This window comes from Streptomyces populi (genome assembly GCF_002911015.1).
GTDB classification, from domain to species: Bacteria; Actinomycetota; Actinomycetes; order Streptomycetales; family Streptomycetaceae; genus Streptomyces; species Streptomyces populi.
This window is the reverse complement of sequence record NZ_KZ626853.1, coordinates 1-22,419: the sequence shown is the minus strand read 5'-3', so window position 1 is coordinate 22,419 and position 22,419 is coordinate 1. Positions and strand designations below refer to the sequence as shown.

At 71.1% G+C, this 22,419-nt stretch carries 22 protein-coding genes; 5 read left to right on the top strand and 17 right to left on the bottom strand.

The window, feature by feature from the left end; all coding sequences use genetic code 11:
* Positions 1-20: 20 nt before the first annotated feature.
* The 16 genes from ispG to CW362_RS10020 all read right to left on the bottom strand — a co-directional run bounded on the left by ispG (position 21) and on the right by CW362_RS10020 (position 16,912).
* The gene (gene ispG, locus CW362_RS10090) at positions 21-1,178 is read right to left on the bottom strand and encodes a flavodoxin-dependent (E)-4-hydroxy-3-methylbut-2-enyl-diphosphate synthase (RefSeq protein ID WP_103549051.1); all 1,158 of its coding nucleotides are present in this window, start codon (positions 1,176-1,178) and stop codon (positions 21-23) included.
* Between the two features lie 4 nt (positions 1,179-1,182).
* Positions 1,183-2,205 (bottom strand): adenosyl-hopene transferase HpnH, encoded by a 1,023-nt coding sequence (gene hpnH, locus CW362_RS10085; protein WP_103549050.1) that lies wholly within the window; start codon positions 2,203-2,205, stop codon positions 1,183-1,185.
* 5 nt (positions 2,206-2,210) lie between these two features.
* Entirely contained in the window at positions 2,211-2,852 is a 642-nt protein-coding gene (locus tag CW362_RS10080) for a phosphorylase family protein (RefSeq protein ID WP_103549049.1), read from the bottom strand.
* The gene (gene shc, locus CW362_RS10075) at positions 2,852-4,855 is read right to left on the bottom strand and encodes a squalene--hopene cyclase (protein ID WP_103549048.1); all 2,004 of its coding nucleotides are present in this window, start codon (positions 4,853-4,855) and stop codon (positions 2,852-2,854) included. The genes CW362_RS10080 and shc overlap by 1 nt, the downstream gene beginning before the upstream one ends.
* A gap of 152 nt (positions 4,856-5,007) precedes the next feature.
* Positions 5,008-6,075, bottom strand: a complete 1,068-nt coding sequence (locus tag CW362_RS10070) for a polyprenyl synthetase family protein (RefSeq protein ID WP_162684028.1) — start codon at positions 6,073-6,075, stop codon at positions 5,008-5,010.
* Positions 6,076-6,134: 59 nt separating this feature from the next.
* Positions 6,135-7,541 carry a hydroxysqualene dehydroxylase HpnE gene (gene hpnE / locus CW362_RS10065; RefSeq protein ID WP_103549047.1) on the bottom strand — a complete coding sequence of 469 codons (1,407 nt, stop codon included), beginning with the start codon at positions 7,539-7,541 and terminating at the stop codon, positions 6,135-6,137.
* A complete protein-coding gene (locus tag CW362_RS45590) occupies positions 7,541-7,678 on the bottom strand; it encodes a DUF6380 family protein (RefSeq protein WP_376449982.1) in 138 nt (45 codons plus the stop codon). The genes hpnE and CW362_RS45590 overlap by 1 nt, the downstream gene beginning before the upstream one ends.
* A complete protein-coding gene (gene hpnD, locus CW362_RS10060; RefSeq protein WP_103549046.1) occupies positions 7,678-8,628 on the bottom strand; it encodes a presqualene diphosphate synthase HpnD in 951 nt (316 codons plus the stop codon). The genes CW362_RS45590 and hpnD overlap by 1 nt, the downstream gene beginning before the upstream one ends.
* Positions 8,625-9,527, bottom strand: coding sequence for a squalene synthase HpnC (gene hpnC, locus CW362_RS10055; protein ID WP_103549045.1), 903 nt, complete (start codon positions 9,525-9,527; stop codon positions 8,625-8,627). The genes hpnD and hpnC overlap by 4 nt, the downstream gene beginning before the upstream one ends.
* Before the next feature lie 358 nt (positions 9,528-9,885).
* Positions 9,886-10,665 carry an ABC transporter ATP-binding protein gene (locus CW362_RS10050; protein WP_103549044.1) on the bottom strand — a complete coding sequence of 260 codons (780 nt, stop codon included), beginning with the start codon at positions 10,663-10,665 and terminating at the stop codon, positions 9,886-9,888.
* Positions 10,658-11,584, bottom strand: a complete 927-nt coding sequence (locus tag CW362_RS10045; protein WP_376449980.1) for an ABC transporter permease — start codon at positions 11,582-11,584, stop codon at positions 10,658-10,660. Before CW362_RS10045 ends, CW362_RS10050 begins: the two co-directional genes overlap by 8 nt.
* 95 nt (positions 11,585-11,679) lie before the next feature.
* The gene (locus CW362_RS10040) at positions 11,680-12,564 is read right to left on the bottom strand and encodes a glycosyltransferase family 2 protein (RefSeq protein ID WP_103549043.1); all 885 of its coding nucleotides are present in this window, start codon (positions 12,562-12,564) and stop codon (positions 11,680-11,682) included.
* Positions 12,561-13,340 carry a CDP-alcohol phosphatidyltransferase family protein gene (locus CW362_RS10035; RefSeq protein WP_103549122.1) on the bottom strand — a complete coding sequence of 260 codons (780 nt, stop codon included), beginning with the start codon at positions 13,338-13,340 and terminating at the stop codon, positions 12,561-12,563. The genes CW362_RS10040 and CW362_RS10035 overlap by 4 nt, the downstream gene beginning before the upstream one ends.
* Complete coding sequence (locus CW362_RS10030) at positions 13,318-14,379, bottom strand: iron-containing alcohol dehydrogenase family protein (protein WP_103549042.1); 1,062 nt, start codon at positions 14,377-14,379, stop codon at positions 13,318-13,320. Before CW362_RS10030 ends, CW362_RS10035 begins: the two co-directional genes overlap by 23 nt.
* The gene (locus tag CW362_RS10025) at positions 14,367-15,119 is read right to left on the bottom strand and encodes a phosphocholine cytidylyltransferase family protein (protein WP_103549041.1); all 753 of its coding nucleotides are present in this window, start codon (positions 15,117-15,119) and stop codon (positions 14,367-14,369) included. The genes CW362_RS10030 and CW362_RS10025 overlap by 13 nt, the downstream gene beginning before the upstream one ends.
* Complete coding sequence (locus CW362_RS10020) at positions 15,116-16,912, bottom strand: DUF5941 domain-containing protein (protein WP_103549121.1); 1,797 nt, start codon at positions 16,910-16,912, stop codon at positions 15,116-15,118. Before CW362_RS10020 ends, CW362_RS10025 begins: the two co-directional genes overlap by 4 nt.
* A gap of 319 nt (positions 16,913-17,231) precedes the next feature.
* On the opposite strand from CW362_RS10020, the gene galE reads away from it, so the two are divergent.
* The 4 genes from galE to idi all read left to right on the top strand — a co-directional run bounded on the left by galE (position 17,232) and on the right by idi (position 20,757).
* Positions 17,232-18,212 (top strand): UDP-glucose 4-epimerase GalE, encoded by a 981-nt coding sequence (gene galE, locus CW362_RS10015; protein ID WP_103549040.1) that lies wholly within the window; start codon positions 17,232-17,234, stop codon positions 18,210-18,212.
* 131 nt (positions 18,213-18,343) lie between these two features.
* Entirely contained in the window at positions 18,344-19,282 is a 939-nt protein-coding gene (locus tag CW362_RS10010) for a cation diffusion facilitator family transporter (protein ID WP_103549039.1), read from the top strand.
* Positions 19,283-19,509: 227 nt separating this feature from the next.
* Positions 19,510-20,040, top strand: coding sequence for a GNAT family N-acetyltransferase (locus tag CW362_RS10005; protein ID WP_103549038.1), 531 nt, complete (start codon positions 19,510-19,512; stop codon positions 20,038-20,040).
* A 123-nt stretch (positions 20,041-20,163) separates the two neighbouring features.
* Complete coding sequence (gene idi, locus CW362_RS10000; protein ID WP_103549037.1) at positions 20,164-20,757, top strand: isopentenyl-diphosphate Delta-isomerase; 594 nt, start codon at positions 20,164-20,166, stop codon at positions 20,755-20,757.
* Between the two features lie 16 nt (positions 20,758-20,773).
* On the opposite strand, the gene CW362_RS09995 is transcribed toward idi, so the two are convergent.
* Entirely contained in the window at positions 20,774-21,274 is a 501-nt protein-coding gene (locus CW362_RS09995) for an ATP-binding protein (protein ID WP_103549120.1), read from the bottom strand.
* 298 nt (positions 21,275-21,572) lie between these two features.
* On the opposite strand from CW362_RS09995, the gene CW362_RS09990 reads away from it, so the two are divergent.
* Positions 21,573-22,316 carry an enoyl-CoA hydratase/isomerase family protein gene (locus CW362_RS09990; RefSeq protein WP_103549036.1) on the top strand — a complete coding sequence of 248 codons (744 nt, stop codon included), beginning with the start codon at positions 21,573-21,575 and terminating at the stop codon, positions 22,314-22,316.
* Positions 22,317-22,419: the final 103 nt, after the last annotated feature.

The window sequence follows — 22,419 nt, the reverse complement described above, 5'->3', positions numbered from 1 at the left end:
CCCCTCTCGGTCCGTGCTGATCAGCTCACGGTGACGGCCGGTTCCCCGGACGCGACGCCGTCGTTCTCCATCTGTTCGGCGAGCTTCATCGCCTCGTCGATGAGGGTCTCCACGATCTTCGACTCGGGGACGGTCTTGATGACCTCGCCCTTGACGAAGATCTGCCCCTTGCCGTTGCCGGAGGCGACGCCCAGGTCGGCCTCGCGGGCCTCGCCGGGACCGTTGACGACACAGCCCATGACGGCGACGCGGAGCGGCACCTCCATGCCCTCCAGACCGGCCGTGACCTCGTCGGCCAGCTTGTACACGTCGACCTGGGCGCGGCCGCAGGACGGGCAGGAGACGATCTCCAGACGCCGCTGCCGCAGTCCGAGCGACTCCAGGATCTGGATGCCGACCTTGACCTCCTCCGCGGGCGGCGCGCTCAGCGAGACCCGGATGGTGTCGCCGATGCCCTCGGAGAGCAGGGCGCCGAAGGCGACGGCCGACTTGATGGTGCCCTGGAAGGCGGGACCGGCCTCGGTGACACCGAGGTGCAGCGGATAGTCGCAGGCGGCGGCGAGCTGACGGTAGGCGTTGACCATCACGACCGGGTCGTTGTGCTTGACCGAGATCTTGATGTCGTGGAAGTCGTGCTCCTCGAAGAGGGAGGCCTCCCACAGCGCGGACTCCACCAGCGCCTCGGGCGTCGCCTTGCCGTACTTCTGGAGCAGCCGCTTGTCGAGCGAGCCCGCGTTGACGCCGATGCGGATCGGGGTGCCGGTGTCCTTCGCGGCCCGCGCGATCTCCTTGACCTGGTCGTCGAACTGCTTGATGTTGCCGGGGTTGACGCGCACGGCCGCGCAGCCGGCCTCGATCGCGGCGAACACGTACTTCGGCTGGAAGTGGATGTCCGCGATGACGGGGATCTGGGACTTCTTGGCGATGGTGGCGAGCGCGTCGGCGTCGTCCTGCGTGGGACAGGCGACCCGCACGATCTGGCAGCCGGACGCGGTCAGCTCGGCGATCTGCTGGAGCGTGGCGCCGATGTCCGACGTGCGCGTGGTCGTCATCGACTGGACGGACACGGGCGCCCCGCCGCCGACCGCCACCGGCCCGACCTGGATCCGCCGCGAGACGCGGCGCTCCGCGATCGGCCGGACCGGTACCTCCGGGAGGCCCAGGGAAACGGCGGTCATGACATCACCCGCGGCTTTCCGTGAAGGTCTCGCGGGCGGCGCGGATCGACTCCTTGAGGGAGCCCATGGTGGCGAGGACCGCGGTCGGCTCGTAGCCGCAGTGCGCCATGCAGTTGGCGCACCGGTCGTCCTTGCCGCGGCCGTAGGAGTCCCAGTCGGTCTCCTCCAGGAGCTGCTTGTACGTCTGCACGTACCCGTCGCTCATCAGGTAGCAGGGCCGCTGCCAGCCGAAGAGCGAGTAGCTCGGGATCGCCCACGCGGTGCACGGGAAGTCGACCTTGCCCTCCAGGAAGTCCAGGAACAGCGGGCTCTGGTTGAGCCTCCAGCGGCGCCGGTTGCCGCCGGCGAAGGCCTTCTTGAACAGTTCCCGGGTCTGCTGGACGCCGAGGAAGTGCTCCTGGTCGGGGGCCTTCTCGTAGGCGTAGGCGGGCGAGAGCATCATCTCGTCGACCTTGAGGTCGTCGTTGAGGTAGTTCAGCACCTCGATGACGGTCTGCGGGGTGTCGGTGTTGAAGAAGGTCGAGTTCGTGGTGACCCGGAAGCCGCGCCGCTTGGCCTCCTTGATCGCCTCGACGGCCTCGTCGAAGACGCCCTCCTTCGCGACGGACTCGTCGTGCCGCTCGCGCAGCCCGTCGATGTGCACGGCCCAGGCGAAGTACGGCGAGGGCTTGAACTTGTCCATCTTCTTGCGCATCAGCATCGCGTTGGTGCAGAGGAAGACGAACTTCTTCTTCGCCACCAACTGCCGTACGATCTCGTCGATCTGAGGGTGCATCAGCGGCTCGCCGCCGGCGATGGACACCATCGGCGCACCGGATTCGAGGACCGCGCCCACGGCCTGGGCGACCGGCATGCGCTGCTTGAGCACACCGGCGGGGTGCTGGATCTTGCCGCAGCCCTCGCACGCGAGGTTGCACGCGAAGAGCGGCTCCAGTTCGACGAGCAGGGCGAACTTGTCCCGCTTCCGGAGCTTCTGTTCAAACAGGTACGCAGCGACCTTCATGGACTGCCGAAGCGGCATGGCCATACGGCTCACCTCCGAGGGAGCGACAAAGAACGGTGCCATTCGAAAAAAGCGGGAAGCACGGCACGAAGAACGCGGAAGGCTGATATTCCACCGCGGAACGTACCGATTCGGACGAGTTCATGTTCTGGAGCATCCACGACCACCCGGACGGCCGCAACGGGACGGGGGCCCGGACGGACGGCGCCGAGCAGCGTGGCAGCCGACTCCATGTCGACGGCGATGGCGCCGGTGGCGAACAGGGCGGAACGCTCGTGACCGCGGACCACGTGATCGGAGCCGGTGAGCGGCCCCGTGTGGACGGTGCGGCCCGGCACGGTACGGGCGAGTTCCTTGACCAGCAGATCGGTGCCCACGCACGGCGTGGTGCCGGCCGGGTCCCGGGTCTCCTCGGCGACGACCAGGTCACCGGGGTGCATGCCCGGGGCGAGCCCCGCGCAGAAGCCGGTGGCCAGCACGGCCGCCGTGGCCAGCGCCGGGTCGGCGAGCGCCCGGGTGACCGACCGGTCCGCGGCCCTGGGCCCCATGCCGGTACGCAGCACGGTGACCGGCCCGCCGGCGCCGCTCCGGTCACCGAGGCGCAGGGCGAGGTGCTCGATGCCGAGCGCGCAGGCGATCAGGAGCGGGTCCGGGGCCGGCAGCCTGTCCATCAGCCCCCCTCGGCCGCGGAGAAGGGCTCGCCGTGGACGTAGCGGCCGAGCGCGGTGAGCGGGAAGACCTGGCGGTAGAGGTGGTAGTTGATCGAGAAGTCCCACGGGAAGCCGGTCCCCGTGAAGTACGGCTCGTCCCAGGTGCCGTCGGGCAACTGGGTCTCCGCGAGCCAGACCACCCCGCGCTCGGTGGCCTTGGAGTCGCGCTCCCCCGCGGCCAGCAGGGCGAGCAATGCCCAGCCGGTCTGGGAGGCGGTCGAGGCGCCGCGTCCGCTCCAGCCGGCGGTGTCGTCGTAGGAGCGCAGGTCCTCGCCCCAGCCGCCGTCCTCGTTCTGGACGGACTCCAGCCAGGCGACCGCCCGGCGGATCGCCGGGTGGGAGCCGGGCAGTCCCGCCGCCACGAGCGCCGGGACCACCGACCCCGTTCCGTAGACGTAGTTGACGCCCCAGCGCCCGAACCAGGAGCCGTCCGGCTCCTGGTGGGAGAGCAGCCACTCGATGCCCCTGCGGGTGCGCGGGTCGTGCGCGAGTCCCTCGACCGCCAGCATCTCCACCACGTGCGCCGTGACGTCCGCGGAAGGCGGGTCGATCACCTCCCCGAAGTCGCAGAACGGCAGCCGGTTGGGGAAGGGGCTGGTGTTGTCGACGTCGAACGCGCCCCAGCCGCCGTCCTTGGACTGCATGCCGAGATTCCAGCGGACCCCGCGTCCGATGGCGTTCTCGACGCGGTCCGGGTCGTGGTGCCGGACGCGACGCAGCGCGAGGACGACCTCGGCGGTGTCGTCGATGTCGGGGTAGTTGTCGTTGTGGAACTCGAACGCCCACCCGCCCGGCGGGAGTTGGGGCCTCTTGACCGACCAGTCGCCGGGCCGGACGATCTCCTCCCCGAGCATCCAGTCCACGGCCTTGACGAGTTGCGGGTGGTCGGCGGGCACGCCCGCGTCGGCCAGCGCGATGGTCGCCAGGCAGGTGTCCCACACCGGTGACTGGCAGGCCTCGATCATCCGGGCGCCGTCGTCGCGCCACACGGCGAAACGGTTTAGCGAGGCCAGCCCCTCACGCATCACCGGGTGTTCGAGGTCGTAGCCGAGCAGGTGCAGGGCGATGACCGAGTAGACGGCCGGAGGCTGGATGCCTCCCCAGCAGCCGTCGTTCTCCTGGCGCTCGATGATCCAGCGGCCCGCCGTGTTCATCGCCGCTCTGCGCAGCGCGCGCGGCGCGACCCTGCGGTACTGGTGCAGGACCTTGTCCAGGCGCTGGAAGAAGCCGTCCCAACTGGCCACGGGGGCGAGGGGCCTGACCGGGTTGGGGCGACGGACCTCGGTGTGCAGTTCGTCCAGCGGGAACGGCGCGGGCCGCACCGGACGCTTCGCCGAGACGATGGTGAGCGGCACGATCGTCTGCCGCGCCCAGCACCCGAAGTCGTAGATGTTCAGCGGCATCCACTTCGGCAGGTAGATGAGTTCCGGCGGGAGTTCGGGGAGGTCGTCCCACTTCCACCAGCCGAAGAGGGCGAGCCAGATCCGGGTGAAGACACGGGCCGCGGCGATGCCGCCGCGCTCGCGGATCCACGCGGCCGCCTTCGCCATGTGGGCGTCGTCCGGGGAGTCCCCGGCCAGCCGCAGGGCGACGTACGCCTCGATGGTGGTGGACAGTTCGCCCGGACCGCCGTAGAACGAGGCCCAGGTGCCGTCGTCGCGCTGCTCTCCGCGGATGAACAGCGCCGCGCCGCGGGTGGTCGGCTCGTCACGGATCCCCAGGAACTGGCGGAGCAGCAGGTCCTCGGCGTCCATAGTGACGTTCGTCTCGAGGTCGCCCTTCCACCAGCCCTGGGCGTCCTGCCGCGCGAGCAGGAAGTCCGTGGCGCGCTCCATGGCGCGCGTGGCGGCGTCTCGGGTCTCGACTGTCCCGGCCGCCTCGGGAGTCGTCTCGTGCTCGCTTTCGCTGGCCGAGGCAGCGCGGGGAGGAAGTGCCCCGGTGCTTCCGTCGGTCGTCGCTGTCATGGCTTCCCCTTCGTGCAGTGGTGTGTCTCTGCTGTGGGTCCGCCGTCGGCCGGTGCGTTCGTTCGGATGGACATCCCCCCGCTCGAACGAGGTTCGAAGCTCGGGGAAGGCACCGGCCGGCGACTACGCGAGGTTTATTCGACCGATAACGATCATCTCTTCCGCACGACGACGAAGTCGGCGAGCGCCACGAGCTGGGCGCGCACCTGCTCGGGCATCGGCACGGCGTCCAGGGCCTCGAGGGCGATCGCGTGCTGGCGGCGCGCCTCCTGCGCGGTCCACTCGCGGCCGCCCGCCTCCTCGATGAGCGCGGCGCGCGCCGCGAACTCCTCCTCGGAGAAGTTCTCGAAGTCACTGGCCTTGGCGTCCTCGGCGAGCAGGTCGCCGAGGCGCTCGGAGGCGGGGCCGCCCGCGGCGAGCGCGGCCACGACCGGCAGGGACTTCTTGCGCTGGCGCAGATCGCTCCAGGTCTGCTTCCCGGTGGCCTCCGGGTCGCCCCAGATGCCGAGGAGGTCGTCGATGGCCTGGAAGGCGAGGCCGAGGTGGTAGCCGTAGCGCTCCAGGGTGTCGGCGGTGAGGTCGTCGGCACCGCCGAGGACCGCGCCGATGGAGCAGGCGCAGGCGAGCAGGGCGCCGGTCTTGTTGCCCTCCATCTCCAGGCACTCCTCGACGCTGACGCGGTCGCGGTGCTCGTAGGAGATGTCCTGGGCCTGGCCGTCGATGAGGGCCCGGGTGGCGGTGGTCAGACGGCGGGCGGCCCGGCCGGCCTCGACGGTGCCGAGTTCCAGGAGGACCTCGTTGGCCAGCGCGAACAGGGCGTCGCCGACCAGGATCGCCTGGGCGGGGCCGTGCACCTTCCAGACGGTGTCACGGTGACGGCGCTGTTCGTCGCCGTCCATCAGGTCGTCGTGCAGCAGCGAGAAGTTGTGCACCAGTTCGACGGCGACGGCGCCGGGGACGCCCACCTCGGGGGCGGCGCCGGCGGCCTGCGCGGAGAGCACGGCGAGCGCGGGACGCACCGCCTTGCCGCCGTCGCCGTCCGCGGGGTTGCCCTGGGCGTCGATCCAGCCGAAGTGGTAGGCGGCGACGGTGTCCATGGGCGGCGCCAGGCGGTCGACGGCCGCCTTGAGCACCGGGGTGGCCAGGGTCCGGCCGCGCTCCAGGAGCGCGGTCACGTCCACCGCGTCGGCAGCCGCTTCGGCCGGGGGCACAGTGGGCACAATCTCTCCTCTTGTTGCAATACCGGGGGTGCGGGGGCCTGCCATGCTCCGGTCGAGCGTCATGCCGCCTCCTCGAAGAGTCCGAGGAGGTGGTCGCGGGGCCGGCCCAGGGCGTCCAGCGCGGCGTCAGCCGCACCGACTCCACTGCGAACCGCACTCTCCATGGTCGCGGGCCACCCTGTGGCGGTCCACGCTCCGGCCAGGTACAGGCCGGGGGCCTTGGTACGGGCGCCGGGCCGCAGCCGCCCGACGCCCGGGGCGGGGGCGAACGTCGCGGTGCGCTCCCGGGTCACGAAGAAGTCCTTCACCCCGGCGCCGCGCGCACCGGGCAGAAGCCGTTCCAGCTCCGGCAGGTACCGCTCCCGGAGCACGGCGACGGGCTCGTCGATCTCGTTCTGCGCGGCCGACTGCGACAGCGCCAGGTACTGCCCCTCCCGCAGCCCCGAGGCCTCGGTGCGGTCGAAGACCCACTGCACCGGGGAGCCGAGGGCCGCGAAGAAGGGCGCGGTCATGACCGTGCGGTCGTAGACGACGTGGATGTTGAGGATCGGCGCGGTGCCGATGTCCAGGAGCCGCCCGGGGGCGTCGAGGGCTCCCTGGGGCAGCAGGTCGTGCGCCTCGCGCTGGGGCACGGCGAGCACGACGGTGTCGGCCTCGATGCGCTCGCCGGGAACCTGAACGCTCCAACGGCCGTTCTCGTAAGGGGAGACGGAGGTGACGCGTGTACGGATCTCGGTACGTACGCCCGCGGAGTCGAGCGCCTTGCGGGCCAGGGTGTCATGCAGTTCGCCCAGCGGGACGCGCGCCCAGCCGATGTCGGCCGCGCCCGGGTCGGACAGCAGACCCGTCTTGAACACCATCGCGGCGAGCCCGAGCGAGGAGTCCTGGGCCACCGCGTTGAGGGTGGCGACCCCCACGAGGTCCCACAGTGCTTCGACGGCACGTCGTGACTGACCGTGCCCGGCGAGCCAGTCGCCGAAGTTCTGCGCGTCGAGTGCCGGATCGGTGAGGTCCAGGCCCTTGAGCGCGAGCGCGGCACGGCCGACCTTGGCGCGCTCGGCGAGCGAGAGGTGCTGGTACGTGGCGAGGCTGCGCGCGAGGTGCAGCGGAACGGGCAGCGCGCTGCGGCCGATCCTGCCCAGCCGTCGTCCCGGCGATGCCTCCAGATCGAGAACGGGCACGTCGAGACGATCCTGCAGGGGCGCGAGCGCGGTCGCGTCGAGGCGGGCGAGGAGCCAGCGGTAGGCGGTGCAGCAGCGCAGGAAGACGTGCTGTCCGTTGTCCACGGTGAGTTCGCCGCGCCGGAAGGAGAACGCCAGACCGCCGAGGCGCGGCCGGCCCTCCAGCAGCGTCACCCGGATCCCGGCGTCGGCCAGCGCGAGCGCGGCGGTGATCCCGGCGAGCCCGCCGCCGATCACCACGGCGGTGGCCCGGCCGGAGTCGCCCGTGGACTCGGCCTCGCTCATCACGCACCCTCCCCTGCGGCCGTGCCGTGATGGTTGAACGATTCACGGCAGGCCGTCGAAGTCAGGGACGCCCCTCGGCTCCGGAGGGTTGCCTGCCGCTTCTCGCCGACCGCGCCGCCTCGGCCCCTCTCGTCCATCAGACACGCCTCCGGACCGTGCGGCGGGAGACGTGCCGGGCGTCGAGACCGGAGAGGCCGCGCACGGCGACGTACGCCTTCTCGTGTCCCGGCAGGGACACCCGGCCGCGCAGCACGGCCTCCGGCTCGCGCTCGATGCGGTCGAGCAGACGCCGGTAGATGCCCGCCATGGCCGCGACACAGGCGCCGCTGCGCCGGTCCAGCATGGGCAGCAGCCGGTAACCTTCCGCGAACAGGGCGCGTGCCCGCCGCACCTCGAAGTGCACGAGGCCCGCGAAGTCGGAGCCCTGCGGCGGGGTCGGCCCGTCGAACCCGGCCGAGCAGCCGAACTTGGCCAGGTCGTCGGCGGGCAGGTAGGTACGCCCGCCCTCGGCGTCCTCCCGGACGTCCCGCAGGATGTTGGTGAGCTGGAGCGCGAGCCCGAGCGTGTCGGCGTACTCCGGCGCGCGTTCGGCACCCCGCGCCCCCGGCTCGGTGCCGAACACCCCGAGCGAGAGCCGTCCGATCGCCCCGGCCACGCACCGGCAGTAGACCTTCAGGTCGTCCCAGGTCTCGTAGGTCTCGCCGCGCACGTCCATCAGCACGCCGTCGATGAGCTCGTCCAGGCCCCCGAGGGGTACCGGGAAGTACTCGGCGGTGTGGCCGAGGGCGACCGCGACCGGATCGGTGTCGTCCTCGGCGACGTCGCCCGCGCGGACACGGGCGAGCAGCGCCCGGGTCTCCTCCAGGCGCACCGCCTTCACGTCCGGTGCCAGCGTGCCGTCGCCGATGTCGTCGACACGCCGGGAGAACGCGTAGAGCGCCGACATCGCACGACGCTTGGACGTCGGCAGGAGCCTGATGCCGTACGCGAAATTACGGGCCTGCTGACCGGTCACCGCCTCGCAGTAGCTGTACGCGGCGAGTACCGGTGCGGACACGTGCTGTTCCGACTCCACGGTCCGGATCACCCCTCTCCTCGCAGAGTCACTCCCACCTCGCGCAGCAGCTGGAGCTTGCCGGGCTTGGGCGGGCCGGGAAGTACGTCGTATTCGGCGGCGGCGATCGCGCGGACCGCCGCCTTCCCCCCCGCGACGAACCCCGCGAGCAGCAGTTTCAGCCTGCCGTGGACGCTACCCACGAGGGGGGTGCCTTCATTCAGGAGGTTCGAGGCGCGTTCTGCTTCGTATGCAACCAGCGCTCGCACCGATGCGCCCGCCGTGGGAACGGCGAGATCCGCTTCGACGACATGGAAGCGTTTCATGTCCTCCGCGGGCAGGTAGACGCGGTCACGGCCGAGGTCCTCGGCCACGTCCTGGAGGTGCTCGACGATCTGCAGCGCCGTGCACACCGCGTCGGAGCGGCGGACCCGCTCGGGCGTGGACGTCCCGGTGACGGAGAGGACCAGGCGGCCGACGGGGTTCGCGGACAGTTCGCAGTAGGCGAGCAGGTCGTCCCAGGTCTCGTACCGCTTGACGAGCTGGTCCTGACGGTTGGCCGCGATCAGGCCGAGGAAGGGCTCGGGGGTCAGGCCCGCGCGGCGGACCGTGGGCTGGAGCCGGCGCATCAGGGGGTGGCGCGGGGTCGAGTCGAACACGCGGTGAAGATCGGCTTCGAGGGCGTCGAGCAGGAGCAGACGGTCGTCGGCGTCCGCGGACGGCACGCCGAGGAGACGGGCGTCGGCGCCGCCGGGGGCGAGATCGCCGTCACCGATGTCGTCCACGAGACGGGCGAAGCCGTACACGGCCATGAGGTCGTCGCGCCAGGCCCTGGGCAGGAAGAAGGGGGCCACGGGGAAGTTCTCGTCCGCGGCCTTGTCGAGGGTGCCGCGCTCCGGATCGCCGGTGCGGGCCGTCCCGGCTTGGGTCACCGCTCGCCGCCCGCCGCGAGGACGGCGCACGCATCGCGGAGCTGGAGAGTCACCGTAGCCATTGCCGTCACATCTCCCGTTCTACACTGCCGACCCAACCCTGCCCATTTCGGACACGCCGCCCATAGATCCGCTCGGCGTGACGGTGCCGGGTGTCGCGTATTATCGCCCTACTTGACGCGATTCGGCACCGGTACAGCTTACGTTGTACAACGCGGCACACTCCGCCGGGGTGTCCTGCACATCACAACAACACACCGATTGGCGTCAAGATTCCTCATGCCAACGGGAGTTGGCGTTTCCTTTGCAGACGCAGGGCCCCGCCGGAGAGTTCCGGCGGGGCCCTGGGCGGATCGGGCTACTTGCCCGTGAACTTCTCGTATTCCTTGAGGACGTCCTCGGTCTGGCCGTCCATGCGCAGTTCGCCGCGCTCCAGCCACAGCACGCGGTCGCAGGTGTCACGGATCGACTTGTTGTTGTGGCTGACCAGGAACACCGTGCCCGCGCTCTTGCGCAGCTCGCGGATGCGCGCCTCGGACCGCTTCTGGAAGGAGCGGTCGCCGGTGGCGAGGGCCTCGTCGATCATGAGGACGTCGTGGTCCTTGGCCGCCGCGATGGAGAAGCGCAGCCGGGCCGCCATGCCGGAGGAGTAGGTCCGCATCGGCAGGGTGATGAAGTCGCCCTTCTCGTTGATGCCCGAGAAGTCGACGATCTCCTGGTAGCGCTCCTTGATCTGCTCGCGGGACATGCCCATCGCGAGGCCGCCCAGGATGACGTTCCGCTCGCCGGTGAGGTCGTTCATCAGGGCCGCGTTCACGCCGAGCAGCGAGGGCTGGCCGTCGGTGTAGACCTTGCCCTTCTCGGCGGGGAGCAGACCGGCGATGGCCCTCAGGAGCGTGGACTTGCCGGAGCCGTTCGAACCGATCAGACCGATGGCCTCGCCGCGGTAGGCGGTGAAGGAGACACCCCTGACGGCGTGCACCTTGCGCACACCGCGTTCCTCGCCGCGCTTGAGGATGCGGCTGAGGGCGGCGGTGGCGCTGCCCTTGCCGGTCTTGGCGCCGTTCACGCGGTAGACGATGTGCAGTTCGTCCGCGATGACGGTCGGGATCCGCGACCCCTTGTCGAGCTCAGCCACGGCCGTACCTCTCCTCAGCCTTCCAGAAGTAGACGAAACCGCCCAGGGCCGTGGCCACGGCCCAGAAGACGGCGATGGCCCACACGTGCGGGGGCAGGTTGGAGGCGCCGTAGCCGTCGATGAGCGCGAAGCGCATCAGGTCCATGTAGACGGCGGCCGGGTTCGCCTGGAGCACCCGGGCGATCCACTCGGGGCGGCCGGCGAGCATGGTGCTGATGGAGAACATGACACCGGAGGCGTACATCCAGGTGCGCATGATGAACGGCATCAGCTGGGCGAGGTCGGGCGTCTTGGCGCCCATCCGCGCCACGATCAGCGCCAGGCCGGTGTTGAACAGGAACTGGAGGAACAGCACCGGGACGATCAGCAGCCAGGACAGGCCCGGATAGCTGCCGAAGCCGATCGCCACGACGAACAGCACGATCATCGAGAAGAGCAGTTGCTGGAGCTGCTGGAGCGCGAACGAGACCGGCAGCGAGGCGCGCGGGAAGTGCAGCGCGCGCACCAGTCCCAGGTTGCCCGAGATCGCCCGCACACCCGCCATGACCGAGCTCTGCGTGAAGGTGAACACGAAGACGCCGGTCACCAGGAAGGGGATGTACACGTCGTGCGACAAACCCTTGTTGGCCTGCAGGATCAGCCCGAAGATCAGGTAGTAGACGGCCGCGTTGAGCAGCGGCGTCACCACCTGCCAGAGCTGGCCCAGCTTGGCCTGGCTGTACTGGGCGGTGAGCTTCGCCTGCGAGAACGCGAGGATGAAGTGCCGCCGGCCCCAGAGCTGACGGACGTACTGGATCAGTCCGGGCCGGGCGCCGCTGACCGCGAGGCCGTACTTGGCGGCCAGGTCGGCCGCGGACAGCCCGTCGCCGGGCGTAGGTCGGTCGCTCACCGCGATGCCGCCGTCATGCGTCGTACTCACAAGGGGAACCTTCGTCTTCGAGAGGCGCACGGCCGGCCGGGCACCGGCATGAGCCGGGACCGGGTTGTGTCCGGGTGCTCTCAGGATCGAGCTTGTCAGATGACCGGAGGCCGGCCCAGTCGGGTCAGCCGCCACACCGTGCGCCACCTCATGGGGCGCCTCGGTCCGCACGGACTCCTCCAGCCTTCCCCGAATCCGCCGAACCAGGCCCGCAGAGCGGCCCGCGAGGGGCGGCGCAGCAGCGTCAGGAGCATCCAGACGCCGAGGTAGACCGGGACGAGCGGCGCGGGGAGGTTCCGGCGGGCGAGCCAGACGCGGTTGCGGGCCACCATCCGGTGGTACACCGCGTGCCGCGAGGGGGCGGTCGTCGGGTGGTACAGCACCATGTCGGAGCGGTAGTCGATCATCCAGCCGGCGTCGAGGGCCCGCCAGGCGAGGTCGGTCTCCTCATGGGCGTAGAAGAAGGCGTCCGGGAGCCCGCCGACCTCGGCGAGGACCTTCGTGCGGACCGCGTTGGCGCCGCCGAGGAACGTGGTGACCCGCGAGGAGCGCATCGGGTCGGAGGCGCGCAGCCTCGGGACGTGGCGGCGCTGGGTCTCACCGGTGTCGGGGTCGGCGATGCGGAAGCTGATGATGCCGAGCTCGGGGTCGTCGGCGAAGGCCCGGCGGCACAGCTCCGCCGTGTCGTGGTGGGCCAGCAGGCCGTCGTCGTCCAGGAAGAGGAGGACGTCCACGTCGGTGCCGCCGGGGCCGAAGGCCTCGATGCCCACGTTGCGGCCGCCGGGGATGCCGAGGTTCTCCGGCAGCTCGACCGTCCGGACACCCGCGGGGACGTCCGGGACGGGCGACCCGTTGCCGACCACGACCACCTCGACGCGGTCGCCGTCCTGCTTGGCGACGGAGTCGAGCAGGGCCCTGAGCTCGTCGGGGCGGTTGCCCATGGTGATGATCACCGCGCCGACCCTGGTCGCCGTACTCATTTGAGCCTGCTCGAGGCGAGGATGGACACCAGGTGCAGCACGGTCTGCAGGAGCGCGATGCCGGCGAGCACGGCGGTGCCGAGCCTGGTGAAGAACAGGTCGCCCCTGATCTGGTCCACGACGGCCAGGAGCAGGATCAGCAGGGACGCCTCGATGCCGAGGATCAGCCGGTGGAACTTGAGCGCCGCCGCGGCCCTGCGGGCCAGCGCCACCCCCGACGAACGGGGCTCGGACGCGGACTCCTTCACCGGCGGCAGCCCGCCCTGGTGGCGGGCGACGCCGACGAGGTCGGTCTCCGCCTTGACCAGGATCGCCCCGAGGGCGGCCAGCGTGCCGAGGAAGGCCCACAGCCAGTCGACGCGCCCGCCGCCCCACAGGTCCGCGGCACGCAGGCCGAGGCCGACGAGGACGGCCGCGTCGGTGAGGTAGGCACCGACGCGGTCGAGGTAGACCCCGCCGAGCGAGTACTGCTTCTTCCAGCGCGCTATCTCGCCGTCGACGCAGTCGAGCAGCAGATAGAGCTGGACCATCACCACACCGAGCACCGCGCCCGCGATCCCCGGCACCAGCAGGGCCGGGGCCGCGAGCACGCCGCAGAGGGTCATCAGGTACGTGAGCTGGTTGGGCGTGATCCTGGTGTTCACCAGGTAGCGGTCGCAGCGCAGCGAGATCTCTCGCATGTACAGGCGTCCCGCCCAGTGCTCACCGCTGCGCCGGTCCTTCACCCCTGGGGGATGAACGACGGGGCGGAGTTCAGCTACCGATGGCCTTGGCATAGTCGGAGTAGATGTCCTTGATCTGGTGGGTTTTCAGGTCGAGGTGTTCGAGGATCGTGTAGCGGCCGGGCCGGGTCCGCGGAGCGAACTCCACGACCTGCACGAACTCGTCCACGGTGAAACCGATCTCCTCGGGCAGCACCGGCAGCCCGTGCCGCCGCAGCACCTCGGCCATGAACGCCGCGTCCTCGTGGGCTCCGCGCAGGTACATCGCGAAGGCCGCGCCCAGACCGCACTGCTCGCCGTGGCTCGCCGCGCGCTGGGGGAAGAGGATGTCGAAGGCGTGGTTGATCTCGTGGCAGGAGCCGGAGGCCGGCCGAGAGTCGCCCGAGATCGACATCGCGATGCCGGTGAGGACGAGCGCCTCGGCGAGGACCTGGAGGAAGTCGTTGTCGCCGACACCCCCGGGGTGCCTGAGCACGGCCTCGCCCGCCTGGCGCGCCATGGCGGCGGCCAGTCCGTCGATCTTCTCGCCGGTGACGCGGTTGGCCAGCTCCCAGTCGGCGATCGCGTTGATGTTGGAGATCGCGTCGCCGATGCCCGCCCGGACGAACCGGACCGGCGCGTCACGGATCACGTCGAGGTCGATGACCACGGCGATCGGGTTCGGCACGCCGTACGAGCCGCGGCCCGCGTCGTTGTCGAGGGTGGCGACCGGCGAGCACAGACCGTCGTGCGCGAGGTTCGTGGGCACCGCGACCAGGGGAAGCCCGACCCGCGCCGCGGCGAACTTCGCGCAGTCGATGATCTTGCCTCCGCCGAGCCCCACGACCGCGTCGTAGTGCCCGGACTTCATGTCACCGGCCAGCCGGATCGCGTCGTCGAGCGTGCCGCCGCCGACCTCGTACCAGGTGGCGCCCGGCAGCGCCGGGGCGAGCCGCTCGCGCAGCCGGGCCCCGGAGCCGTTGCTGACCGCTATGGCCAGCTTGCCCGAGTGCGAGACGCGCTCGTCGCTGAGCACGCTCGCCAGATCGTCCAGGGCACCCGGACGGATGTCGACGACGACCGGCGAGGGGATGAGCCTCGTCAGTACTGGCACGCGATCTCACGTCCCTTGGCGAGGTCGTCGTGGTTGTCGATCTCGACCCACTTGACGTCGCCGATGGGCGCGACGTCGATCTTGAAACCGCGGTTGACGAGCTCCTGGTAGCCGTGCTCGTAGAACTGCTGCGGGTCGGTCTCCCACACGGTCTTCAGGGCGTCGGCGAGCTCGTCGGCGGCGGCGCCCTCGATGAGGGTCACGCCGATGTACTCACCGGTGGCCTCGGCCGGGTCCATGAGCTTGGTGATCTTCTGGACGCCCTTCTCGGGGTCCACGACGACCTTCATCTCCTCGTCGGCGAGCTTCTTCACCGTGTCGAGGGCGAGGATGATCTTCTTGCCCTCGCCGCGGGCGGCGAGCAGCGTCCGCTCGACGGAGACCGGGTGCACGGTGTCGCCGTTGGCGAGTATCACGCCGTCCTTGAGGGCGTCACGTCCGCACCACAGGGAGTAGGCGTTGTTCCACTCCTCGGCCTTGTCGTTGTCGATCAGGGTGATCTTGAGGCCGTACTTCTCCTCGAGGGCCGCCTTGCGGTCGTAGACGGCTTCCTTGCGGTAGCCGACGATGATGCCGACCTCGGTCAGACCGATCTCGGCGAAGTTGCCCAAGGTCAGGTCCAGGACCGTGAGGGAGTCCTCCGCGCCCTCGGGGCCGACCGGCACGAGCGCCTTGGGAAGGGTGTCGGTGTAGGGACGCAGACGCCGTCCGGCGCCGGCCGCCAGCACAAGGCCGATCATGCAGGTTCTCCTTCGTCGTGTACGGCGGGTGCCCCGGAGGACACCCAGAAGCGGATGCTCTCGATGAGCACCAGCAGCGCCACGGCCACGGCGAGCGCCGTGAGCGCGACCTTGAACTGTGCGGCGGTGAGCAGCGCGGCCAGAACGGTGACCAGCAGCGTCCTGCCTTCGTGCCCGCCGATCGCCCGCACCAGCCAGTGCGGGGGGGCTCCGGCGTTTCCGCGAATGCGGTACACCGTGTCGTAGTGATGGTAGGCGACGGCGGCCACCAGGCCGAAAGCCGCCGGAAGCACGCCGTTCATCCCGGCGTTGACCGCCAGGGCCAGGACGGTGAGGTACTCGGCCGCGCGGTAGAACGGCGGGACCAGCCAGTCCAGGGCGCCCTTGAGGGGCCTGAGCAGGGCCGCCGGCGACAGCAGGACGTACACGACGGCGCCGAGCACGGGCAGCCAGCCGCCGTACGGGGCGAGTGCGGCGCATGTCACGACGACGGCGCCGGCGACGAGGGCGACCACGGCCGGGGCGGTGCGCGGGAGGCGGCCCGCGAAGCGGGTCAGGTACTCGGCGAGGGCGCCGGAGTCGGTGAGGTCCACCAGCGCCCCGGCGGCACGGTCCGTACGGCCGGCCTTGCGGGTGAGCGAGCGCAGCACCCGGCCCGCCGTGGTGTAGGTGGCCGCGAAGGCACAGCCGGCGAGCAGCGCGTAGAAGGTGATACGGGGGGTCGTCAGCGCCGTCAGGACGGCGATCATCGCCCATCGTTCACCGATGGGCAGGACTATCATCCGGCGCACCCAGACCGTCCAGCCGACGCTGTCGAGCTTGTCCGAGAGGGCCGCGGTGGGGCTGGTGTTGGCCGTGGCGTCGTGGTTGGCCTCGTTGAAGGAGAAGTCCACGACGTGCCGGCAGGTCTGGAGGATCATCGCGCCGAGCGCGAGCGCCCACACGTCGTCGCCGCCGCGGGCCGCGCCGAGCGCGAGTCCCGCGTAGTAGGCGTACTCCTTGGCGCGGTCGAAGGTCGCGTCCAGCCAGGCGCCGAGCGTCGAGTACTGCAGGGAGTAGCGGGCGAGCTGCCCGTCCGTGCAGTCCAGGACGAAGGAGAACAGCAGCAGCAGACCGGCCGCGACGAAGCCGGCGCGGGTGCCGGTGGCGGCGCAGCCCGCGGCGATCAGCGCGGTGATCAGCGACGCGGTGGTGACCTGGTTCGGGGTCAGGCCGCGGCGGGCGCACCAGCGGGCGATGTAGCGCGAGTAGGGGCTGATGCAGTACGTGGTGAAGAAGCCGTCGCGGGCCTTGACCGCGCTGCGCAGCCGTACCGCCTCGTCGTCGACGGCCAGGACGGACTGCCGGACGCCGTTGCGCTCCTGCGGGTCGGCGGGGACCGCGGCGACGAGGGTGCCGAGCTCGGGGCGGTACACGGTGAGGCCGTCCTCGTCGAGCGCCTCGCCGAGACGCTCGACGAGGTCCTCCGGAGCTGCGGCGGCGTTGCCGGCGGCCACGCTCTCCCGGGTCACGGCGCGGGTCAGGGCCCGCCGGGCCTCGGGCTGCACGCACACGGCACCGGGAAGGGCGGAGGCCGCGAAGCGGGGGTCGGTCAGACCGAGACGCAGGGCGTGCACGTGCCCGACGAAACGGGCGTCCACGACGGCGACCCGCTCGTTCGCCGGCACGGCGGCGAGCAGCGTCTCGGTCTCGCCCGCGTCGGACGCGAGACGCACGTCGAAGCCGAGCGACCGCAGATCGCCGTCGAGCGACGATCCGGGAACCGGCTGGCCGGTGAGAATGGCGGTCGGCAGCGAACTCACTCCCTGGGTGCCGGCGCGACCTGGCGTCCGGCGTGTGCGTGATGGGATGGCCCCCGGCCCACGGCGGCGGCCCCGGCGGCATGTCGGCAGAGGCTATCCGATGAACGGAAGCGGGTGTTCACCACCCGTTCACGGCCCGATCAGCCGATTTTGTCCGGCGGGTGCCGCGGTCATCATCGGGGATCCCGGGCCCGGGTCACAAGCGCGGCTCCACGGACCGGAACATTCCCGGCATGACGTACGGCACTCCGCCCGCCACGGGAGCGGGGCGGGCCGGACCCGGCGCCGGCCCCGCATAGGGTGAGCGTCCATGACATGGCTGATCACAGGCGGAGCCGGATACATCGGGGCACACGTGGCACGGGCGATGGCGGAGGCCGGGGAGCGCGTCGTCGCCCTCGACGACCTGTCGGCCGGGATGCCGGACCGGCTCCCGGAGAGCATTCCCCTCGTCCAGGGGTCGTCGCTGGACGGTGATCTGCTCAAGCGGGTCCTGGCGGAGTACGGGATCACGGGTGTGGTGCACCTCGCCGCCCGCAAGCAGGTCGGCGAGTCCGTGGCCGATCCGACGCGCTACTACCAGGAGAACGTGGGCGGCCTCGCGACGCTCCTGGCGGCGGTGGCCGGAGCGGGCGTCGAGCGGTTCGTCTTCTCCTCGTCGGCGGCCGTCTACGGCAACCCCGATGTGGACCTCATCACGGAGGACACCCCCTGTGCCCCGATGAGCCCCTACGGCGAGACGAAGCTCGCCGGCGAGTGGCTGGTGCGGGCGGCGGGCCGGGCGCACGGCATCGCCACGGTGTGCCTGCGCTACTTCAACGTGGCGGGCGCGGCCTCGCCGGAACTCGCCGACACCGGGATCTTCAACATCGTCCCCATGGTGTTCGACCGCCTCACCCGCGGCGAGGCCCCGCGGATCTTCGGCGACGACTACCCGACGCCGGACGGCACCTGCGTACGCGACTACATCCATGTCGCCGACCTCGCCGAGGCGCACCTCGCGGCGGCCCGGCGGCTGACGGACGGGGCGAGCGGCGACCTGACGGTGAACATCGGCCGGAGCGAGGGCGTCTCCGTACGGGAGCTCATGACGCTCATCGCCGAGGTCACCGGAAACACCGTGCGGCCCCTCGTCGAACCGCGCCGCCCCGGCGACGCCCCCCGCGCGGTCGCCTCGGCCGCCCTGGCCGCCGACGAGCTGGGCTGGAGCGCGCGCCGAGAGGTGCGCGAGATGGTGGAGTCGGCCTGGCGGGGCTGGCTGCTGCACCACCCGGAGATCACCGGCGCCTGACCCGACGCTCTGACCTGCGGATCGTTTCCGCAGGTCAGAGCATATGACAACGGTGTTCAGTGCCGCGTTGCCCGATACCCCCCGCCCGTAGTTGACTGACACGACCGAGCGGAACACAGGAGGCTGCTTCCATGGGGGCTGGGCACGACCACGGGCATGCGCACGGCGCTGCCCCGGCCGGTACGGCGACGGCCGCGTACCGCGGGAGGCTGCGGGTCGCGCTGGCGATCACGCTCACCGTCATGGTCGTCGAGATCTTCGGCGGTCTCCTCGCCGATTCGCTCGCGCTCGTCGCGGACGCGGCGCACATGGCGACGGACGCGCTGGGGCTGGGCATGGCCCTGCTCGCGATCCACTTCGCGGCGCGCCCGCCGAGCGAGAAGCGCACCTTCGGCTACGCGCGGGCCGAGATCCTCGCCGCGCTCGCCAACTGCCTGCTGCTGTTCGTCGTCGGCGGCTACGTGCTGATCGAGGCCGGCCGGCGCTTCATCACGCCCGCGGACACCCACGGCGGGCTGACGATCGCGTTCGGCGTGTTCGGCCTGGTCGCCAACACCGTCTCGCTGACGCTGCTGATGCGCGGGCAGAAGGAGAGCCTGAACGTGCGCGGCGCCTTCCTGGAGGTCGCGGCGGACGCGCTGGGCTCGGTGGCGGTCATCGCCGCCGCCGTGGTGATCATGACCACCGGCTGGCAGGCCGCCGACCCGATCGCCTCGATCGCCATCGCGCTGATGATCGTCCCGCGCGCCTGGAAGCTGCTCCAGGAGACGCTCGACGTGCTCCTGGAGGCGGCGCCCAAGGGGGTCGACATGGCGGAGGTGCGCGCCCACATCCTGGCCCTCGACGGCGTCGAGGACATCCACGACCTGCACGCCTGGACCATCACCTCCGGCATGCCGGTGCTCTCCGCGCACGTGGTCGTCAGCTCCGACGTCCTGAACGCGATCGGCCACGAGAAGGTCCTGCACGAGCTCCAGGGCTGCCTGGGGGTCCACTTCGACGTCGAGCACTGCACGTTCCAGCTGGAGCCGAGCGGCCACGCGGAGCACGAGGCGAAGCTCTGCCACTGACGGTCCGCCGCGCCCGGCGCCGGGCGCGGCCGGCGCCGGTGAATCCGGAGGCGGCGCCGGACGGGCGCTGCCGGCGTGGCGGGGGATCCCAGGAGGTGGGTTGATGACGGCCGTGGCCGGCGCTGCCGTGCGCAGCGACTTCAGCGTCCCCGTCTCCCGGGCCCGGGGCTGACCCGCCGTTCCCTTCGACGCGTCGGCCGGGCCCATCACATCCGAGGGTTTCCACAGTGACCGACCACACAGCACACAGCACCGCCTGGCACACCCGCCAGGAGACCTCCGCCGACGCCGCCGAGGTGCACGCCGTGACCGCCGCCGCCTTCGACCGGGCGGAGGAGGCCGATCTGGTGGACGCGCTGCGCGCCGATCCCGGCGCGTGGCTGCCCGGCCTGTCGTACGTCGCCGAGGCACCGGACGGCACGATCGCGGCGTACGCCCTGATCACCCGCTGTCATGTCGACGACGTACCGGCGGCCGCGCTGGCGCCGGTGGCCGTCCGTCCCGACCTGCACCGCAAAGGCGCCGGATCGGCCGTCGTGCGCGCGGTGCTGGAGGCGGCACGCGCGCGGGGCGAGGGGCTCGTCCTCGTGCTCGGGCATCCCGGGTACTACCCGAGGTTCGGCTTCGGGCCCGCGGCCGACCACGGCATCCGGGCCGGTTTCGACGTGCCGCCCCAACACCTGATGGCCCTCGTCCTCGACGGTTCCGCGCCGGTGGCTCCGGGCACGATCAGGTATCCGGCCGCTTTCGGCGTCTGACCCATGCCGACCGCGTGTCCCGCCCCGGGATCCGGGGCGGGACATGCGGAGAGTCACGAAGTGCCGGGAGTGCCGGTTTCGTACGGCAGACTTGGGGCTGGAAAACCGATGCGAAGGATGGGCATGCCGATCACACCTGCCACCGCGACGCACAGTTCGTCGAACGGCACCGCTGAAGCGATCTTGCTGGAGCTGGTCGACGAGGACGGCAACACGATCGGCACGGCGGAGAAGCTCGCGGCCCATCAGGCCCCGGGACAGCTGCACAGGGCGTTCTCGGTGTTCCTCTTCGACGAGCACGGCCGGCTGCTGCTCCAGCAGCGCGCGCTCGGCAAGTACCACTCCCCCGGCGTCTGGTCGAACACCTGCTGCGGCCACCCCTACCCGGGCGAGGCCCCCTTCGCGGCGGCGGCCCGGCGGACGTACGAGGAGCTCGGGGTGTCGCCGACGCTGCTCGCCGAGGCGGGCACGGTCCGCTACAACCACCCGGACCCGGACTCGGGCCTGGTGGAGCAGGAGTACAACCACCTGTTCGTCGGGATGGTGCAGTCCGCGCCGCGGCCCGACCCGGAGGAGGTCGGCTCGACGGCCTTCGTGACCGCCGCCGAGCTGGCGGAGCGGCACGCGAAGGACCCCTTCTCGGCATGGTTCATGACGGTGCTGGACGCGGCCCGTCCGGCGATGCGGGAGCTGACGGGTCCGTCCGCGGGCTGGTAGCCGGTCCGCCGGAAGCTCAGAGGCCCGGGGCGAGCGGCAGGGCGGCCCAGATCACCTTGCCGCCGCCCGCGGTGTACTCGACGTCACAGCCTCCGCCGAACTCCCTGGTGATCTCGCGCACCAGCAGCAGGCCCCGGCCGCCGGTCTGCCCGTGATCGGCCTCCAGCGCGGTCGGACGGTAGGGGTGGTCGTCCTCGACGGACACCCGCACCCAGTCGGCGCCGACCGCGACCTCCACGGCGAGCATCGGCGACAGAAGCGCCGCGTGCTTGACGGCGTTCGTGACCAGTTCGGAGACGATCAACAGCAGTCCCTGAACGACATCGCCCGAGACCGGCACCGCCTGGCGGACCAGCAGATCACGGACGGCGTGCCGCGCCTGCGGCACCGAGGCGTCGACGGCGGCGGCGGTGAACCGCCACACCCCCTCGTACGGCAGCGGTCCCGGCGATCTGACGTCGGGAGTCACGACTCCGGCTTCGGAGCTCGGGTCGGACCCCCGCCCGAGGTTCTCCATCGTCCGGTCGCCGCCCTTGCGCTCGATTGTCACCACACGTCGAGTGTTGGTAATGCGCCGGTCCGTACCGGTTGACTGAACAGAAGTCAGCAATTATCGCCGATTTCTGATCACCGATGCCAAATAAAGTCGTTTCTACGACAACTCCCGTCGCTTTCGCATCGCCTTCCGAAACTATTCGGGTTGTACGGGTTTGCCCCACCTGCTGAACCGATTCGCTCCGCGCGGCTCCCTCGCCCGCGAGGCCGCCCCGGACCATGATCGGAATCCGGCCCGCGGTGCGGATAGCATCCGGCGTATGGAGCCGCAGCTGTTGCACCACGTCGGCGACGGGGTCGCCACCGTCGTCATCCACCACCCCGCCAAGCGGAACGCCATGACGACGCCGATGTGGCGGGCGCTGCCGCCCCTGCTGGAGGCGTTGGGAGCGCGCGCCGACGTGCACGCGCTCGTGCTCACCGGCGAGGGCGGCACGTTCTGCGCCGGGGCCGACATCTCGACGCTGCGGGAGTCGCCGGGCGAGGCGCAGAGCCTCGCCGTGCTCGCCGAGGAGGCGCTCGCCGCGTTCCCGAAGCCGACGCTGGCCGCGATCCGGGGCTACTGCGTGGGCGGCGGGTCCCAGCTCGCGGCCGCCTGCGACCTGCGGTTCGCCCAGGAGGGCTCGCTGTTCGGGGTGACCCCGGCGAAGCTCGGCATCGTCTATCCGGCTTCCTCCACCCGGAGGCTGACGGCGCTGGTGGGGCCGTCAGCCGCCAAGTACCTGCTGTTCTCGGGCGAGTTGATCGACACCGAGCGCGCGCTGCGCACCGGTCTGGTGGACGAGGTGCTGCCCGAGGGCGAACTCGACAAACGTGTCGCGGAGTTCACCCGCGTCCTGGCCGCGCGCTCCCTGCTGACGCAGGCGGCGGCGAAGGAGTTCGTGAACGGGCGCACCGACCGCGACGCCCACTGGGCCCGGGCGGCGCGCACCGGCGGCGACACCGCGGAGGGGGTCGCCGCCTTCCTCGAGCGCAGGCAGCCGCGCTTCACCTGGACTCCCTGAGGGCTCCCGGGACACGGGGCGGGGCGGTACGGGGAGTCCGCGCGCCTACGTCAGGATGAAGCGGCTCTTGTTCCGGAACTCCTCGACGAGGTGCGCCGGCGCC

Bases quoted from the DNA above. Each gene is read 5' to 3' on its own strand.
- ispG (WP_103549051.1), bottom strand. From the start codon at position 1,178: ATGACCGCCGTTTCCCTGGGCCTCCCGGAGGTACCGGTCCGGCCGATC.
- hpnH (WP_103549050.1), bottom strand. From the start codon at position 2,205: ATGGCCATGCCGCTTCGGCAGTCCATGAAGGTCGCTGCGTACCTGTTT.
- CW362_RS10080 (WP_103549049.1), bottom strand. From the start codon at position 2,852: ATGGACAGGCTGCCGGCCCCGGACCCGCTCCTGATCGCCTGCGCGCTC.
- shc (WP_103549048.1), bottom strand. From the start codon at position 4,855: ATGACAGCGACGACCGACGGAAGCACCGGGGCACTTCCTCCCCGCGCT.
- hpnE (WP_103549047.1), bottom strand. From the start codon at position 7,541: ATGAGCGAGGCCGAGTCCACGGGCGACTCCGGCCGGGCCACCGCCGTG.
- CW362_RS45590 (WP_376449982.1), bottom strand. From the start codon at position 7,678: ATGGACGAGAGGGGCCGAGGCGGCGCGGTCGGCGAGAAGCGGCAGGCA.
- CW362_RS10040 (WP_103549043.1), bottom strand. From the start codon at position 12,564: ATGAGTACGGCGACCAGGGTCGGCGCGGTGATCATCACCATGGGCAAC.
- CW362_RS10035 (WP_103549122.1), bottom strand. From the start codon at position 13,340: ATGCCAAGGCCATCGGTAGCTGAACTCCGCCCCGTCGTTCATCCCCCA.
- CW362_RS10025 (WP_103549041.1), bottom strand. From the start codon at position 15,119: ATGATCGGCCTTGTGCTGGCGGCCGGCGCCGGACGGCGTCTGCGTCCC.
- galE (WP_103549040.1), top strand. From the start codon at position 17,232: ATGACATGGCTGATCACAGGCGGAGCCGGATACATCGGGGCACACGTG.
- CW362_RS10010 (WP_103549039.1), top strand. From the start codon at position 18,344: ATGGGGGCTGGGCACGACCACGGGCATGCGCACGGCGCTGCCCCGGCC.
- idi (WP_103549037.1), top strand. From the start codon at position 20,164: ATGCCGATCACACCTGCCACCGCGACGCACAGTTCGTCGAACGGCACC.
- CW362_RS09995 (WP_103549120.1), bottom strand. From the start codon at position 21,274: ATGGAGAACCTCGGGCGGGGGTCCGACCCGAGCTCCGAAGCCGGAGTC.
- CW362_RS09990 (WP_103549036.1), top strand. From the start codon at position 21,573: ATGGAGCCGCAGCTGTTGCACCACGTCGGCGACGGGGTCGCCACCGTC.